Source organism: Pseudomonas sp. PI1, from assembly GCF_000812405.1.
Lineage (GTDB): Bacteria > Pseudomonadota > Gammaproteobacteria > Pseudomonadales > Pseudomonadaceae > Pseudomonas > Pseudomonas citronellolis.
Window position 1 is genome coordinate 1 of the sequence record NZ_JWMC01000035.1, and the last position, 15,482, is coordinate 15,482.

General features: G+C 70.9%; 15 protein-coding genes. 5 read left to right on the forward strand and 10 right to left on the reverse strand.

What is annotated here, in order from left to right:
* On the reverse strand, positions 1-977 hold a 977-nt coding region (locus tag RN02_RS12090; protein WP_043314734.1), incomplete at its 3' end, for a carbohydrate porin.
* 535 nt (positions 978-1,512) lie between these two features.
* On the opposite strand from RN02_RS12090, the gene RN02_RS12095 reads away from it, so the two are divergent.
* A complete protein-coding gene (locus RN02_RS12095; RefSeq protein WP_052267717.1) occupies positions 1,513-2,484 on the forward strand; it encodes a LysR family transcriptional regulator in 972 nt (323 codons plus the stop codon).
* Positions 2,485-2,519: 35 nt separating this feature from the next.
* On the opposite strand, the gene madM is transcribed toward RN02_RS12095, so the two are convergent.
* From madM to mdcA, 9 genes are read right to left on the reverse strand one after another with little or no spacing between them, the layout of a single operon-like run.
* On the reverse strand, positions 2,520-3,284 hold the full coding sequence (gene madM, locus RN02_RS12100) for a malonate transporter subunit MadM (RefSeq protein ID WP_043314735.1): 765 nt from the start codon (positions 3,282-3,284) through the stop codon (positions 2,520-2,522).
* Position 3,285: 1 nt separating this feature from the next.
* Positions 3,286-3,702 (reverse strand): malonate transporter subunit MadL, encoded by a 417-nt coding sequence (gene madL / locus RN02_RS12105; RefSeq protein WP_043314736.1) that lies wholly within the window; start codon positions 3,700-3,702, stop codon positions 3,286-3,288.
* 48 nt (positions 3,703-3,750) lie between these two features.
* Positions 3,751-4,683, reverse strand: a complete 933-nt coding sequence (mdcH, locus tag RN02_RS12110; protein ID WP_043314737.1) for a malonate decarboxylase subunit epsilon — start codon at positions 4,681-4,683, stop codon at positions 3,751-3,753.
* On the reverse strand, positions 4,680-5,348 hold the full coding sequence (locus RN02_RS12115) for a malonate decarboxylase holo-ACP synthase (RefSeq protein ID WP_043314738.1): 669 nt from the start codon (positions 5,346-5,348) through the stop codon (positions 4,680-4,682). Before RN02_RS12115 ends, mdcH begins: the two co-directional genes overlap by 4 nt.
* A gap of 17 nt (positions 5,349-5,365) precedes the next feature.
* A complete protein-coding gene (gene mdcE, locus RN02_RS12120; protein ID WP_043314739.1) occupies positions 5,366-6,172 on the reverse strand; it encodes a biotin-independent malonate decarboxylase subunit gamma in 807 nt (268 codons plus the stop codon).
* Positions 6,169-7,032 carry a biotin-independent malonate decarboxylase subunit beta gene (locus tag RN02_RS12125; RefSeq protein ID WP_043314740.1) on the reverse strand — a complete coding sequence of 288 codons (864 nt, stop codon included), beginning with the start codon at positions 7,030-7,032 and terminating at the stop codon, positions 6,169-6,171. Before RN02_RS12125 ends, mdcE begins: the two co-directional genes overlap by 4 nt.
* Positions 7,025-7,324 carry a malonate decarboxylase subunit delta gene (locus RN02_RS12130; RefSeq protein WP_043314741.1) on the reverse strand — a complete coding sequence of 100 codons (300 nt, stop codon included), beginning with the start codon at positions 7,322-7,324 and terminating at the stop codon, positions 7,025-7,027. Before RN02_RS12130 ends, RN02_RS12125 begins: the two co-directional genes overlap by 8 nt.
* A gap of 2 nt (positions 7,325-7,326) precedes the next feature.
* Entirely contained in the window at positions 7,327-8,202 is an 876-nt protein-coding gene (locus RN02_RS12135) for a triphosphoribosyl-dephospho-CoA synthase (RefSeq protein ID WP_043314742.1), read from the reverse strand.
* Positions 8,202-9,863: a malonate decarboxylase subunit alpha gene (gene mdcA / locus RN02_RS12140; RefSeq protein ID WP_043314743.1), complete on the reverse strand. Its 1,662-nt coding sequence runs from the start codon at positions 9,861-9,863 to the stop codon at positions 8,202-8,204. Before mdcA ends, RN02_RS12135 begins: the two co-directional genes overlap by 1 nt.
* Positions 9,864-10,109: 246 nt before the next feature.
* Here mdcA and RN02_RS12145 point away from each other — a divergent pair, with 246 nt between their 5' ends.
* The 4 genes from RN02_RS12145 (at position 10,110) to RN02_RS12160 (ending at position 15,409) form a co-directional block, all read left to right on the forward strand.
* Positions 10,110-11,252, forward strand: coding sequence for a porin (locus RN02_RS12145; protein ID WP_082033773.1), 1,143 nt, complete (start codon positions 10,110-10,112; stop codon positions 11,250-11,252).
* 148 nt (positions 11,253-11,400) lie between these two features.
* On the forward strand, positions 11,401-12,567 hold the full coding sequence (locus RN02_RS12150; RefSeq protein WP_043314744.1) for a M20 aminoacylase family protein: 1,167 nt from the start codon (positions 11,401-11,403) through the stop codon (positions 12,565-12,567).
* Positions 12,568-12,610: 43 nt separating this feature from the next.
* Entirely contained in the window at positions 12,611-13,933 is a 1,323-nt protein-coding gene (locus tag RN02_RS12155) for a citrate-proton symporter (RefSeq protein WP_043314745.1), read from the forward strand.
* A gap of 9 nt (positions 13,934-13,942) precedes the next feature.
* Positions 13,943-15,409 carry an amidase gene (locus RN02_RS12160; RefSeq protein WP_043314791.1) on the forward strand — a complete coding sequence of 489 codons (1,467 nt, stop codon included), beginning with the start codon at positions 13,943-13,945 and terminating at the stop codon, positions 15,407-15,409.
* Positions 15,410-15,482 lie beyond the last annotated feature (73 nt).

Genomic DNA, 15,482 nt, shown 5'->3' on the forward strand with positions numbered 1-15,482 from the left:
ACGGTGAAGTTGGCGAACAGGCTCAGGCCGCGCGAAGCGTCGCCGTCGTGCGCGGTGACCTGCTGCTGCGCCACCACCCACCAGCCGTGCTTGCTGCCGTGGGACTTGAAGGCGTTGCCGGTCAGCGCCTGGGGCTGGCCGTTGACATCCTCGTAGACGTCGTCGGCCTTGGCGGTGCTGTAGTAGTAGCCCAGGCGGTATTCGCCGGGCAGCCCGCCGACCTTCGGCGACCACACCAGCTCCACCGGCAGGATCGCGCCCTTGGTGCCGCTGCCGCTGAGCTTGAAGCCGTTGCCGGTCTCCAGGTTCGAAGGGTTCTGCTCGTAGGCGCCGACCTGCACGAAGAACTCCGGGCTCAAGTTGTACTTCACCCGCAGCGCCCACTGCGCCACCGGCCAGTTGTACCAGATGCCGCCGACCCAGTTGCCCACCTGCGAGCCGCAGAAGGCCAGGTTCTGGAAATCACAGGGGAAGCTGTTGAAGTCCTCGCCCTCGCCGAACTGGCCGACCTTGATGTCCAGGGCGTCGTCGAGGAAGGTCTGCTTGTACCACATCTGCGTCAGCCGCCAGGTCTGGCCGCGGCCCCAGACTTCCTGCACCGAGCTGAGCTGGCCGGCGCGCGGGTCGCTGATGCGGTCGTTGGACAGGTTGTTGCCGCTGCGCTCGGTCACCGTCAGCTGGAACTCGGCGCCATGCCAGCCGAGGATCTTCTGCAGGTCCAGGTGGGTGCCCAGCGCCCACTGGTCGGTGTAGCGCGCGGTCTTGTCGTCGTTGTAGCCGCCGTGCAGGTTGCCCGCGGCCTCGCCGACGTAGTCCAGCTTGAAGTCGTAGCCCTTCTCCAGCAGCTCGCTGCGGGTGCCGCCCCAGTCCCCCAGGCCCCACTTCGAATCGGCGGAAAAAGCCTCGTCGCCATGGGCGCCGCCGGCCAGCAGGGCGAGCAGCCCCAGCCCCGGGGCGAGATTGCGGGCGGTGATCATGGGGGCTATTCCTCCTGGCAGCATGAAGCGAAAAAGCGCCACCCGGCCCGCTCCCCAACGGGGCGCGAGCCGCATGGCCAAACGAAAACTGTAGAACAGGGCCCGGCGCAGCGCTCTGGCGCGGCCATTCCCCCTGCCCCGGAAAACCTGCGCAGCCTTGAGACAGCGCTATCTTTTGCAGGTAAAAAAAACGCCCGGTCAAAGGCGATGCGCACGTTACTGCCCGCGCGGGCTAATGGCCAGACGCAGGGCTGGCAATATTATTTTTCATTTCCCGTAATAATCCAGCCCGCTGGCGAAATATTTTCCTCAATAACCGCACGAAAATCAGGGTAATGGCGGCCCACAGGTTCGCGCCTGCGGGGCCCTGCGGCGACATGCAGCCTCCCGCGAGCAAAAGACAGCGCTGTCCAAACACCTCCCCAAACCACCACCGGCACGGCGCTGGCAGCCCGCGCCCGGCTCCGCTACCTTGGCCGGGCCATCGACGAAGCGAGAATCCCCATGCCCCTTCCGCACGCAGCCCGAGGCCCCCATGGCCCGCGCTGACACGGCCAGCGCGCCCACGCCGCGCATCGACGAAGAGCTGACGCTGAAGAAACTGGAAGTCTTCCTGGCCTTCATGCGCACCGGCAACCTGGCCCGCGCCGCCGCCGAGCTGGGCACCAGCAACGTCAGCGTGCACCGCGCCATCCACTCCCTGGAAAGCGCCCTGCGCTGCCCGCTGTTCAAGCACGAGGGGCGCACGCTGACGCCGCTGGAAAGCGCCTTCGTGCTGGAGGAACGCGCGCAGAAGCTGGTGCAGGACGTGAACGAGACGGTGCGCCTGACCCGCGAGGCCGCCGGCTTCTCCGCCGAGCGCTTCAAGCTCGGCGCGCTCTATTCGCTGACGGTGAAGACCGTGCCGCAACTGATCATGGGCCTGAAGCTGCGGCGCAGCGAGCTGAACATCGATCTCATCCTCGGCTCCAACGTCGACCTGTTCTACCAGTTGAAGAACATGGAGCTGGACGCCATCCTGGTGTCGCTCAACGAGAGCGTGGCCGACCCCGACTGCGAGCAGCTGCCGCTGTTCTCCGACGACATCTTCCTCGCCGTGCCGGTGGATTCGCCCTATGCCGAGCAGGCCGAGATCGACCTGGCCAGCCTGAAGGACGCGCCCTTCGTCACCCTCGCCCAGGGCTTCGCCACCCACCAGGACGGCGTGCGGGTGTTCCGCCAGGCCGGCTTCGAGCCGCACATCGCCATGCAGGTGAACGACATCTTCACCCTGCTCAGCATGGTCAGTTCCGGGGTGGGCTACGCGCTGCTGCCCAAGCGCATCGAGGCGGTGTACGAGAACCGCGTGAAGCTGATTCCGCTGCAGGCGCGCTACCGCCTGCAGCAGCGCATCGGCGTGGTGTTCCTGCGCGCCAAGGAGCGCGACCCGAACCTGCTGGCGCTGCTCGCCGAATGCCGCATGTACAGCATGCGCCACGAGCAGGAAGCGGCGCGGGCGGGGGCCTGAGGCGCCCCGCCCGCTTTTCTCAGCCGGCCACTAGCTCAACCCACCAGGCCGCGCACGCAGAAGTACAGCAGCGACGGGCCGAGCAGACAGCCCAGGCCGGTGTGGAAGGTGGCGGTCAGCGCGCCGTAGGGCACCAGCCGGCGGTCGGTGGCGGCGAGCCCGGCGGTGACGCCGCTGACGGTACCGGCCAGGCCGCCGAAGACCATCGCCGAGCGCGGGTTGTCCAGGCCCAGCAGGCGCGCCGAGACCGGAGTGAAGACCATCACCAGGATGGCCTTGATCAGCCCGGTGGCGATGGACAGCGCCATCACGTCGGAGCTGGCGCCCAGCGCCGCGCCGGTGACCGGGCCGACGATGTAGGTGACCGCGCCCGCGCCTATGGTGGTCATGCTCACCGCGTCGCGGTAGCCGAACGACCAGGCCACTATCACCCCGACGATGAACGGCAGGATGGTGCCCAGCAGCAGCGACACCGCGCCGATCAGCCCGGCCTTGCGCGCCTCGGTGGCCTGCACCTCGAAGGCCGTGGCGACGATGGCGAAGTCGCGCAGCATGGCCCCGCCCATCAGGCCGATGCCGGAGAACAGCGAGAGGTCGGCCAGGCCCTTCTGCCCGCCGCTGAGGGTGCCGCCGACCCAGGCCAGCACCAGGCCGATGAGGATGGCGATGGCCGAGCCGTGGACGCGGCCGAAGGTCAGGTGGCGGGAAATCAGCACCGACACCCACATGATCACGCCCACCACCGCGAAGGCGGTAACCAGGCCGTTATGGATGAGCGCGTTCTCGACGATCTGCCACATCTCAGCGCCCTCCCACCGGGGCGGCGCCCAGGTCTTCGGCGCGGTCCTCGCGCGGCAGCGGCTCGCCGCGGTGGGTACGGCTGATCAGCGCGATGGTCGCGCCGCACACCAGCACCGAGCCGATCGCCGCGAGCAGCGCCACCGGGCCGCCGTGCAGGGCGGTGACCACGTTCTGCTGCGCGGCCATGGCGACTACCACGGGAATGTACATGGCGCCCCAGAAGCCCACGCCGAACTCGCATTCCTTGCTCAGCCCGCCGCGCTTGTGCATCGCCAGGCGGGCGAAGATCAGCAGCAGCATGGCGATGCCGACGCCGCCGACGTTGGATTGCACGCCGAGCAGCACGCCCAGCAAATCGCCCAGGATCACGCCGGCGAGCGTGCAGGCAGACAGTAAAGCGACACCGTAGATGATCATTGTTGTTGTCCTCGGTTGGTCGTTGGGGTTGGGGGTGTTGGGACCGGCTCAGGGGTCGCGGCGTTCCTCCTCGCGCAGCAGCGCGTCCAGGGTGTCCGCGCGGGCACCGTCGAAGGCGATGGCGGCGGCGCCGAAGCAGGGCTTGGCCAGGCCGCTGAGTATGCGCCCGGGCGGCAGCTCCAGGTGCAGGCGGGCGCCGCGCTCGTAGGCGCTGCGCAGGGTGGCGCGCCACTCCACGCGGCGCGCCATGTTCCCGGCCAGGTCGGCGGCCAGGGCCGCCGGCTCCATGACCAGGCGCGCCGTGCTGCTGCTCAGGTAGCGCAGCCGCGGGCGCTTCAGTTGCACGCCGGCGAAGGCTTCGGCCAGGCGCGCGGCGGGTTCGGCCAGCAGTTCGCAGTGCGAGGGCACGCTGACAGCCAGGCGCTTCGCCGCGCTGGCGCCCTGGGCGCGGGCCAGTTCGGCGATGGCTTGCAGGGCCTCGTCGCTGCCGGCCACCACCAGTTGCCGTTCGGCGTTGATATTGGCCAGGTAGACCGGGCGCTCGGCGCTGTGCACCTGGGCCAGCAGCGGTTCCAGCTGCGCCTGCTCCAGGCCGAGGATGGCGCTCATGCCGTAGCCGCTGGGCCAGGCCCGCTGCATCAGCTCGCCGCGCAGGGCGACCAGGCGCAGGGCGTCGGCATAGGCCAGGGCACCCGCGACCACGGCGGCCGGATAGGCGCCGATGGACAGCCCGGCCACCATCGCCGGCCGATGCCCGCGTGCGCCGAGCAGGCGTGCCGCGGCGACACCGGCGATCAACAGGCACAGCTGCACGGCGCGGGTAGAGGCCAGGGCCTCGGCGCTTTCCAGGCTGGCCATGGACTGGCCGAGCACGTCCGCCGCCTCTTCCAGGCAGGTGCGCACTTCCGGCTCGCCGGGCAGCGCCGAGAGCATGCCGGGATACTGCGCGCCCTGGCCGGGGAAGGCGAAGAAGCTGCTCATGCGGCCACCTCGGCACGCGCCCAGGGATCGGCCAGCAGAACCGGCGCCTGGTCGCCCTTGACCATGACGCGGGCGCCCTCCCCGGCCCATTCGGCCAGGGCCAGGCCACCGGCGGGGGTCTGCAGTTGCAGGTCGATGCGGCAGGCGGCCTGGTTCAGTTCGGCGAGCAGCGCGCGGGCCGCATCGCGGGAAAACGGCTGCGGAGTGCGCAGCAGCAGGTCGAGGTCGCTGGCGTCGTGCAGCACCGGCACGCCGGTGGCCAGTTCGAAGCCGGCGCCGCCGGTGATGCCCCAGGCCAGGCCGCTGGCGTCCAGCACTTCGCGCACTTGGCGCAGGGCCTGCCAGGTGGGCAGCTCGCGTTGCGGCGCGACCTGGCGCAACGCTTCGGGCATGGAGCAACGCTGCACCGCGGCTACCAGCAGCCAACCCGCCCAGCGCTGCTCGCGGCTCCGCCCGCGCAGGCCGACGGCCACCCAGCCATCCCGTGCCGGCGCGCGGCGCACGACAACCGGCCAACCGGCTGCCAGCACTTCGCCCGCCCAGGCCGGAGCATCCTCCGGCAAGTGTTCGGCGCCCATGCCCCAGAGCAGGTCGTGGGCGCGGAAAAGGTCAGGAGCGGGCCAGTCCCGGCGCGAGCCCCGCTGTGAGCTGTCGACGATGGCCATGGCCCGCTCCTGAGTTCTCACCACTGCTCGCGCAGCAGTTCGCGCACGCGGCTGGAGGCCGCGCGGTTGGCTGCGCCGAGGCGGCCGCGAAGGTCGCGCGGGGCACCGGCGATATCGTCCAGGGCGCGGCGCAGGCTGGCTTGCACCTGGGCCACGTCCGCTTCGCCGGGCGCGTCTATGGACGGCACTTCCAGGCTGTCCCACAGCAGGCCGAGCGAGGCGTAGCTGTCGATGTCGTAGGCCATCGGCGGCACCGTGGCGGCCAGGCGTTCCAGTTCCTCGACGCTGCGCAGGGTGATGCGCGCGGCGGCGGCCTTGCCCATGGCGTGGACCATCACTCCGGCGTCGCGCAGGGCGATCAGGCGGTTGGCCTGGTAGCCGTGGGCGAGGAAGGCGCCGGACATGGCCTTGCCCACCAGCAGGCCGATCACCGGGTGGCCGGCGAGCCGGGCGCGGGCATAGGCGTCCACCGCCGCCGCCAGCGCCTGGTGGATGCCCAGGGCTTCCTCGCGGCGGCCGTAGGCCTGGCTGGGCACATCGACTATCGCCACCAGGGCGCGCTTGCGCGGCGCATCGCGGTCGGCCTCGATGGCCTCGTCCACCGCCGCTGCCAGGCGCCAGCCTTCGAGCAGGCCGACCTCGCCGTTGCGGGCGCGGGGGAAGGGATTCTGCGCATCGGCAATCACCGCCAGGTAGCGCAGCGGCTGGCCGTCCAGCTCGGCGTCGGCCACCCGCAGCGAGGCGCCGTCCTGCGCCCGCGCGGGCTGTTCGCCGGCCAGCGCCTGGAACCAGGCCAGGCCGCGGGAAGAAGGTGCTTGGCTCATTGCGCGTCTCCTTGGTTCAGGCCGGCGTAGAGGCGGCGCACGCCGGCGGCGTCGATCTGCTCGCTCGTATCGAGGCTTTCCAGGCGCGCCAGGAAGTCCCGCGCGCGGCGGCTGCGCGGGTGCGCCGGCAGGCCCTTGGCGAAGTAGTCGCGCACCGCCTGATGCAGGGTCCCCAGGTCATCGGCCAGGCAGGCATCGGCCAGGCCGCTGGCGGTGCGTTGCTCGCCGCCGGTGAGGCTCCAGATGAACGGACGGTCGCGGGAGTCGTATTCCTCGATGCCGGCTTCCTGCTCGATCACCTGCGGGCCGTTGAGCCCCAGGCGCGCCTCGCGGGTAACCAGCACGTAGCTGCACAGCCCGGCGGCGATGGACATGCCGCCAAAGCAGCCGACCGGGCCTGCGACCAGCGCCACCACCGGCTGGTACTGCTGCAGGTCGACGATGGCCGCCTGGATTTCGGCGATGGCCGCCAGCCCCAGGTTGGCTTCCTGCAAGCGCACGCCGCCGGTTTCCAGCAACAGCAGCGCGCGGGTGGGAATGCCCTTGCGGTTGTCCTCGGCGGCCAGTTCCAGGGCGCCGGCGATCTTCGCGCCGCTGACCTCGCCCATGCTGCCGCCCTGGAAGGCGCCTTCGATGGCGGCCACCACCGCCGGCTGGCCGTCCAGGGTGCCGCGGGCGATGACCACGCCGTCGTCGGCCTGGGGCACGATGCCCTGCCCTTCCAGCCAGGGCGACTGCACGCGGGCGAAGGGGTCGATGAGTTCGCGGAAAGTGCCGGCGTCCAGCAGTTCGCGGGCGCGCTGGCGGGCGGAGAGTTCGGTGAAGCTGCGCAGGGCCAGCAGTTGGGCGACGTCACTCATGGCCGGCCTCCTCCAGTGCCTGTTCCAGGCGCAGGCGCACCACGCCGGGGGTGGCGCCGAAATCGTGGATGCAGATTTGCGCGGCCGGCGCCGGCACGGCGGCGAACAGCCGCTCGAAGAGTTGCTGCCAGCGCGGCGCGCTGCCGTTCACCGAGGTCACCACCTCGATCTTCAGGGCGCCGGCCGCGGCCGGTTGCAGCAGCACCTCCAGGTCGCCGGAACCGACGCAGCCCACCAGGGCGCGGCCGCGCACCGACGAAGTGGCGGGGTATTCGAAGGACAGGGTTTCCATGGTCAGAGGCTCCCGGCCCACCCGCCGAGCGCGGCGGGCAGGCGATCCAGAAAGAGACAGGCGGCGAGCAGGTCGGCGGCGCCGCCGGGGGATGCGTTGAGCGCCAATAGCGCGCGGTCCAGCTCGCGCAGTTGGCGACGCCCGGCCAGGCTGGCGCTGCCGCCGGCATCGAGCACCGCCCGCGCGCCGCCCTGCATGGCTTGCAGGCCGGCGCTGCCGGCGCGGTGCAGCACGCAGGTATCGTCGAGCACGGCCATGATCGCCAGCAGCGCGTCGAGCCGGGCGTTCTGCTCGCCGGCGCCGGCCGCGCGGCTCAGCCTTAGTTGCGGCAGGCCATGCAGCACCACGCGGGGGAAGCCCAGTTGCGCTTCCTCGCGGGCGCCGCCGACGCCGTAGCGCTGGCGCACCCTGGCGCCATGGCTGGGCAGTTGCGGTTGCGCGCGGTCGACGAGCACGGCGATGCGCCCGGCGCGGGCGGCCACCGCTTCGGCCGCCAGCCGTGAAGTGTCGAGCGCGGCGGCGGCGCTCAGCAGGCCCAGGGCCCAGATGGCGCCGCGATGGGTATTCACCCCCGCCGTGGTGCGCAGCATATCCGCCTCGCCTTCGCGGCCGAGGCGACCGAGGGTTTCGCGCAGCGGCAGGCCGATTTCGCCATGGGCTTGCGCGGCCTCGGCCATGGCCTGGAAGCACGGCCACAGGCTCAGCGCCGAGGCCTGCATCAGGCCCAGGTGCAGGTCGCTGTGGGCGCCGCTGCCGCGACGGTCCACCAGCGCCGGCTTGGGCGACAGCTCGGCTTCGTCGATCAGCGCGTCCACCGCCAGGTCGGCCAGGCGCTCGCCCAGGCCGGCGCGGGGTTCGAGTTCGTATGCCTGGGCCATCACCAGCTCCTGAAGCGCGCCGGCGGCTCGTACAGGCCCCCGGACCAGTCGACCAGTTCGGCGATGCTCTTGGCCGCAAGCAGTTCGCGGCTGGCGTCGGCGCGGCGGATGCCCAGGTCCTCGGGCAGCGCGATCAGCCCTTCGCGGCGCATGCGCTCGGTGTCCTGCGGGTCGTGGCGCAGGCCGATGGGGCTGATGCCGGCCACCGCGGCGATCATCGCCCGGCGCTCCTCCAGCGAGCGCGCCTTGTACAGGTAGGCGATGCCTTCCTCGGTGAGCACGTGGGTGACGTCGTCGCCGTAGATCATCACCGGCGCCAGTGGCATGTTCGCCTTGCGCGCCACGTCCACCGCGTCCAGCTGCTCGACGAAGGTGGGTTTGCCGCCGTCCTGGAAGGTCTCGACCATCTGCACCACCAGCTTCTTGCCGCGTTCCAGCAGGGCTTCGGGCTCGGGCCGCATGTCCAGCCAGGCCGGAGTGGAATGCCGCCGGCCGCGCGGGTCGTGGCCCATGTTCGGGGCGCCGCCGAAGCCGGCCAGGCGGCCGCGGGTGACGGTGGAGGAATGGCCGTCGCCGTCCACCTGCAGGGTGGCACCGATGAACAGGTCCACCGCGTACTGCCCGGCCAACTGGCAGAACATGCGGTTGGAGCGCAGCGAGCCGTCGCGGCCGGTGAAGAACACGTCCGGGCGCTGGGCGATGTAGCGCTCCATGCCCAGCTCGGTGCCGAAGCAGTGCACGCTTTCCACCCAGCCACTCTCGATGGCCGGGATCAGCGTCGGGTGCGGGTTGAGCGTCCAGTGCCGGCAGATCCTGCCCTTCAGCCCCAGGGACTCGCCGTAGGTCGGCAGGATCAGCTCGATGGCCGCGGTGTTGAAGCCGATGCCGTGGTTCAGCGACTGCACGTTGTGCCGCTCGTAGATGCCGCGGATCGCCATCATCGCCATCAGCACGTGCACCGGCTTGATGTGGCGCGGGTCGCGGGTGAACAGCGGCTCGATGTAGAACGGCCGGTCGGCCTCCACCACGAAGTCGATCCAGCTGGCCGGGATGTCCACCCGCGGCAGGTCGCGCGGATCGTCGACGATGCGGTTGACCTGGGCGATGACGATGCCGTCGCTGAAGGCGGTGGGCTCCACCAGCGCCGGGGTGTCCTCGGTGCTGGGGCCGGTGTAGAGGTTGCCTTCGCGGTCGGCGATGAAGCCGGCCACCAGGGCGACGTTGGGGATCAGGTCCACCACCAGGCGCGAGTACAGCTCGATGTAGGTGTGGATGGCGCCGATCTCCAGCAGCCCGTCCTCCAGCAACTGGCCGATGCGCAGGCTCTGCGGGCCGGAGAAGGAGAAGTCGAGCTTGCGCGCGATGCCCAGCTCGAACAGGTCCAGGTGCTCGGGGCGGCCGACGCTGGGCATGATCATGTGCAGGTCGTGGACCTTGCCCGGGTCCACCCGGGCCAGGCTGCGCGAGAGGAAGTCGGCCTGCTTCTGGTTATTGCCCTCCAGCACCACACGGTCGCCCGGGGCGATCAGCGCCTCCAGGGCGCGCACCAGGTGCTCGCGCGGCAGCACCGCGCCGTCGGCCAGGTGGCGCACCCGTTCGAGGCGTCGTGCTTTCTCGGCGCGCCGCCGCGACCACTGGGGCGGGGGGGATGTCTGGATCATCGGAACCTCCACGAACGCTGCTGTCGTGGACGCACCTTAGGGACCCGCCGCCCGCTGCATCAATCAAGCGCGGCGCACGATCGTTAACCTGAGCGTAACGTTTGACCCAGCCTGCCAGCGGTTCCGCGCCATGGAACCGCTGTGCATTGCCGCGCCGGCCCCGTCCGGATTCTGCTGGAAAGGCGACGGCGGCCCCGCAGCCGCCCCGGTACCTGCCTACAACAACCACAACCAGGAATCCGCGCCGTGCACACCCAAGCTCACCACCGCAAACCTTCCCCGTTCCTCCTCGCCGCCCTGCTGGCCGCCCCCTTCGCGGCCCAGGCCGAGGGCTTCCCCGGCATCGGCCGCATCGCCTCGGGCTTCGGCTACTACAACATCGACAAGGGTTTCGACGACAAGGCCAGGGTCTACGGGACCCTCGACGTCTTCAGCGACTACCACGACTCCGACCACCACTCCGGCTGGCGCCTGGAAGGCGGCGGCGCCTGGACCAACAAGCTGGGCCTGTACCTGCGCAAGGCGCTGGACGAGGACACCGTGCTGGAGGCCGACGTCGAGGAAGGCTTCAACCTCAACGGCCAGGCCCTGGAGCAGCACTGGAAGCAGGTCGGCGCGCTGCGCCTGGCGCTGGTGGCGCTGCGCACGCGCCACTACGGCAAGCTGGAGTTCGGCAAGACCTACAACATGAGCACGCCGACCTACGCCGACCCCTTCCTCGCCGTGTACGGCTCGCCCTACACCTTCCTCACCCTGCCGCCGCGCGGCAAGGGCGCCTACTACCTGGACGTGCGGCCCAAGCACACCCTCGCCTACACCACGCCGAGCTACCACGGCTTCAGCCTCGGCAGCGCCATGAGCTTCGGCTTCGACGACGCCGCCAGTTCCGGGCGCACGGTGCGCGGCAAGGGCGTGAGCCTGCAGTACCGCGACAGCCGGCTGATCCTGCTCGGCTCCTACAACGACTACCTGAGCGACCCGTGGGACGACGGCGGGCGCAGCCGGCAGACGCACAACGTGTTCAAGAGCGCCTCGGCCTTCTACGACTTCGGCCCCTTCTCCTCCAACCTCACCTGGCAGCGCCAGGACGTGGACTACCACGGCACCCCGAGCATGACCGCCTGGACCCTCGGCTTCATGCTGCCGGTGGGCGAGCGCGACCTGGCGCGGCTGGTGGCCACCCGGCGCAACGTCGACAGCGGCGAGCAGGACGCCACCGGGGTGATGCTCGGCTACGACCACTTCCTGCGCCCGAACCTGGCGCTGTATGGCCGCGTGGCGCTGATCGACAACCAGCGCCAGGCCGCCGTGAGCTATGCCGGCATCCCCGTGGAGCAGGCCGGCGACGACCCGTCCAGCGTGGCCATCGGCATCTACTACCACTTCTGAGCGCGCGCGGTTCCACAGGGTGGAACCAACGCGCATTGCCCCCTCACGGCGCCCGCGCTTTGCTGGTAGCCATCCGAGCCGGCGGCCCCGCCGCCGGCAACCGCCAACAAGACCGGACTCCAGTCCGGCTACCCCGGGAGAGCCCCACATGCCCCTCCACGCTCACATCCTCGCCTGGCTGAACGACAGCGCCGACGAACTCAAGGCCCTGCGCCAGGACATCCACGCCCACCCCGAACTGGGCTTCGAAGAACGCCGCACCGCTGACCTGGTGGCCGACCTGCTCGGCCAGTGGGGCTACGAGGTGCACCGCGGCGTCGGCCGCACCGGCGTGGTCGGCGTGTTGCGCAACGGCGACTCGCCGCGGCGCCTGGGCCTGCGCGCCGACATGGACGCGCTGCCCATCGAGGAGGCCACCGGCCTGCCCTACAGCAGTTGCCACAGCGGGCGCATGCACGCCTGCGGCCACGACGGCCATACCACGATGCTGCTCGGCGCGGCGCGCTACCTGGCCGCCACGCGCAACTTCCAGGGCAGCCTGACGCTGATCTTCCAGCCCGCCGAGGAAGGCCAGGGCGGCGCCCTGGCCATGCTGGAGGACGACCTGCTGCAGCGCTTCCCCTGCGACGCGCTGTTCGGCATGCACAACATGCCGGGGCTGGAAGCCGGCCACCTGTGCTTCCGCAGCGGGCCGATGATGGCCTCCCAGGACCTGCTGGAAGTGCGCATCGAAGGCGTCGGCGGCCACGGCTCGATGCCGCACCTGAGCGTCGACCCGCTGGTGGCGGCGGCGAGCGTGGTGATGGCATTGCAGACCGTGGTGGGGCGCAACGTCGACCCGCAGCAAGCCGCGGTGGTCACCGTGGGCGCGCTGCAGGCCGGCGAGGCGGCCAACGTCATCCCGCAGCAGGCATTGCTGCGCCTGAGCCTGCGCGCGCTCGACGCCAAGGTGCGCGAACAGGTGCTGGAGCGCGTCAAGGCGATCATCCACAGCCAGGCGCAAAGCTACGGCTGCACGGCGCAGGTCGAGCACCGCCCGGCCTACCCGGTGCTGGTCAACACGGCGGCGGAAACCGCCTTCGCCCGCGAGGTCGGCCTCGAACTGGTGGGCGCCGACGAAGTGCGCGAGGCACCCACGGTGATGGGCAGCGAGGACTTCGGCTGGATGCTCCAGCGCTGCCCCGGCAGCTACCTGTTCATCGGCAACGGCGCCGGGGCGATGGTGCACAACCCGGCCTACGACTTCAACGACGCCATCCTGGTGCGCGGCGCCGCCTACTGGGCGGCGCTGGCCGAGCGCTGGCTGCGCCCCTGAGCGCCTTATCGAGCTGCCCTCCCCCTTTCTGGAGCACCCCGTGATGCAGACCTCCTCCCGCGCCGTGTCGCGCAACCACCAGGTGGCGGCCGCCGTGATCGGCAACGCCCTCGAGTGGTACGACTTCATCGTCTATGGCTTCCTCTCCAGCCTGATCGCCCGGCTGTTCTTCCCCGCCGAAAGCGCCTACGCCTCGCTGCTGATGGCCCTGGCCACCTTCGGCGTGGGCTTCTTCATGCGCCCGGTGGGCGGCGTGCTGCTGGGCATGTACGCCGACCGCAAGGGCCGCAAGGCGGCCATGCAGCTGATCATCGCGCTGATGACCCTGGCCATCGCGCTGATCGCCTTCGCCCCGGACTACGCCGCCATCGGCGTCGGCGCGCCGGCGCTGATCGTCGTCGCGCGCATGCTGCAGGGCTTCGCCACCGGCGGCGAATACGCCAGCGCAACGGCCTTCCTGGTGGAGTCGGCGCCGGCCAACCGCCGCGGCCTGTACGGCGCCTGGCAGTTGTTCGGCCAGTGCCTGGCGGTGTTCGCCGGCGCCGGCATGGGCGCGCTGGTCACCCACAACCTGTCGCCCGAGGCGCTGGACGCCTGGGGCTGGCGCGTGCCCTTCCTGCTCGGCCTGCTGATCGGCCCGGTGGGCCTGTGGATGCGCCGGCACATGGAAGAGACCGAGGACTTCGTCCGCGCCAGCAGCCAGGAAAAACCCGTGGGCCTGCGCCAGGTGCTGCGCGAGCACCGCCGCGCGGTGCTGGTGACCATGGGCTCGACCATCAACGGCACCGTGGCCTTCTACGTGGTGCTGGTGAACATGCCGACCTTCGCCCACACCCAACTCGGCCTGCCGCTGGACCAGGTGTTCATGGTGCAGATGCTGGCGGTGGCGCTGATGACCGTGATCATCCCCGTCGCCGGCGCCCTCTCCGACCGCTACGGCCGGCGCCCGGTGCTGTTCGCCGGCATGCTCGGCTTCACCCTGCTGGTCTACCCGCTGTTCGCCTGGGTGGCCGGCGCGCCGAGCATCGGCAACCTGCTGGTGATGCAGCTGGTGCTGTGCAGCCTGATCGGCATCAGCTACGGCCCGGCGCCCACCGCCGTGGCCGAGCAGTTCCCCACCCGCGTGCGCTCCACCGGCCTGGCCCTGGCCTACAACGTGGCGGTGATGCTGTTCGGCGGCTTCGCCCCGTTCATCGTCGCCTGGCTGACAAAGGTCGGCGGCACCCCGGTGGCGCCGGCCTGGTACGTGCTGGCGGCCTCGCTGATCGGCCTGTTCGCCCTGGCCTTCCTCCGCGAAGGCGCGCCCGAGGCCCTGGCCCGGCGCCGCGCCCGCGCTACCCTTTCCGCCACTGCCCGGAGCCTGTGAATGACCGCCATGACCGCGCCCTACGCCACCCCGCTGCAACAGGACATCGTCGCCCTCGACGCGCTGCCGCTGTCGGAGGCGATCCGCAACCGCCAGCTCAGTTGCCGCGAGGTGATGCAGGCCTACCTGGAACAGATCGAACGCTACAACCCGCGGGTCAACGCGCTGGTTTCGCTGCGCCCTGAAGACGAACTGCTGCGCGAGGCCGACGAGCACGACCGCCTGCTCGCCCAGGGCCGCTGGCTCGGCTGGCTGCACGGCATGCCCCAGGCGCCGAAGGACCTGGCGGCCTGCGCCGGGCTGGTCACCAGCATGGGCTCGCCGCTGTTCGCCAGGCAGGTGACCGGGCACGACGCCTACGTGGTGGAGCGCGCGCGCAAGGCCGGGGCGATCTTCGTCGGGCGCAGCAACGTGCCCGAGTTCGGCCTGGGCTCGCACACCTACAACGCCGTGTTCGGCATCACCGGCAACGCCTACGAGCCGCGCCTGACGGCCGGCGGCAGCAGCGGCGGCGCCGCGGTGGCCCTGGCCCTGCGCATGCTGCCGGTGGCCGACGGCAGCGACATGATGGGCTCGCTGCGCAACCCGGCGGCGTTCAACAACATCTACGGCCTGCGCCCGTCCCAGGGCCGCGTGCCCTTCGGCCCGTCCAATGAACTGTTCGTCCAGCAACTGGCCAGCGAAGGGCCCATGGGCCGCAGCGTGGCCGACGTCGCCGCGCTGCTGCGCACCCAGGCCGGCCACGCGCCCGGCGCGCCGCTTTCGCTGCGTGGCAGCGACGACCTCGCCGGGCCGCTGGAGCGCGACTTCCGCGGCGCGCGCATCGGCTGGCTGGGCGACTTCGACGGCTACCTGGCCACCGAGCCGGGCCTGCTCGCGCTGTGCGAGGCGGGCCTGGCGGACTTCCGCGCCCTGGGCGCCGAGGTCGAGCCATGCCGCCCGGACTACGACATGGCGCGCCTGTGGCGCTGCTGGCTGGTGCACCGCCAGTGGCTGGTGGCCGGCAGCCTGGCCCAGGCCTACGCCGAGCCGGCGCTGCGCCGGCAGCTCAAGCCGGAGGCGATCTGGGAAGTGGAGTCGGGCCTGGGCCTGGGCGCCGCCGACGTCTACCAGGCCTCGCTGGACCGCAGCGACTGGTACCGCGCCCTGCAGAAGCTGTTCGAGCGTTACGACTACCTGCTCCTGCCCAGTGCCCAGGTGTTCCCTTTCGATGCACAACTGGCATGGCCGGATGCCATCGCCGGCCGCCCGATGGACACCTACCACCGCTGGATGGAAGTGGTGATCGGCGCCACCCTCGCCGGGCTACCGGCGATGAACGTGCCGGTGGGCTTCAACCCCGCCGGGCTGCCCATGGGCGTGCAGATCCTCGGCCCGGCGCAGGCGGACCTGGCCGTGCTGCAACTGGCCCACGCCCATGAACAACGGACGCGCTGGGTCGCCCGGCGGCCGCCGGCGCTGCTCGATGAACGCTGAGGCGCGGGGCCCGCTCGGGCATGGCACGCATCCTGCCTCCCCATTACCCACGGTATTGGGTACATGGGGAACG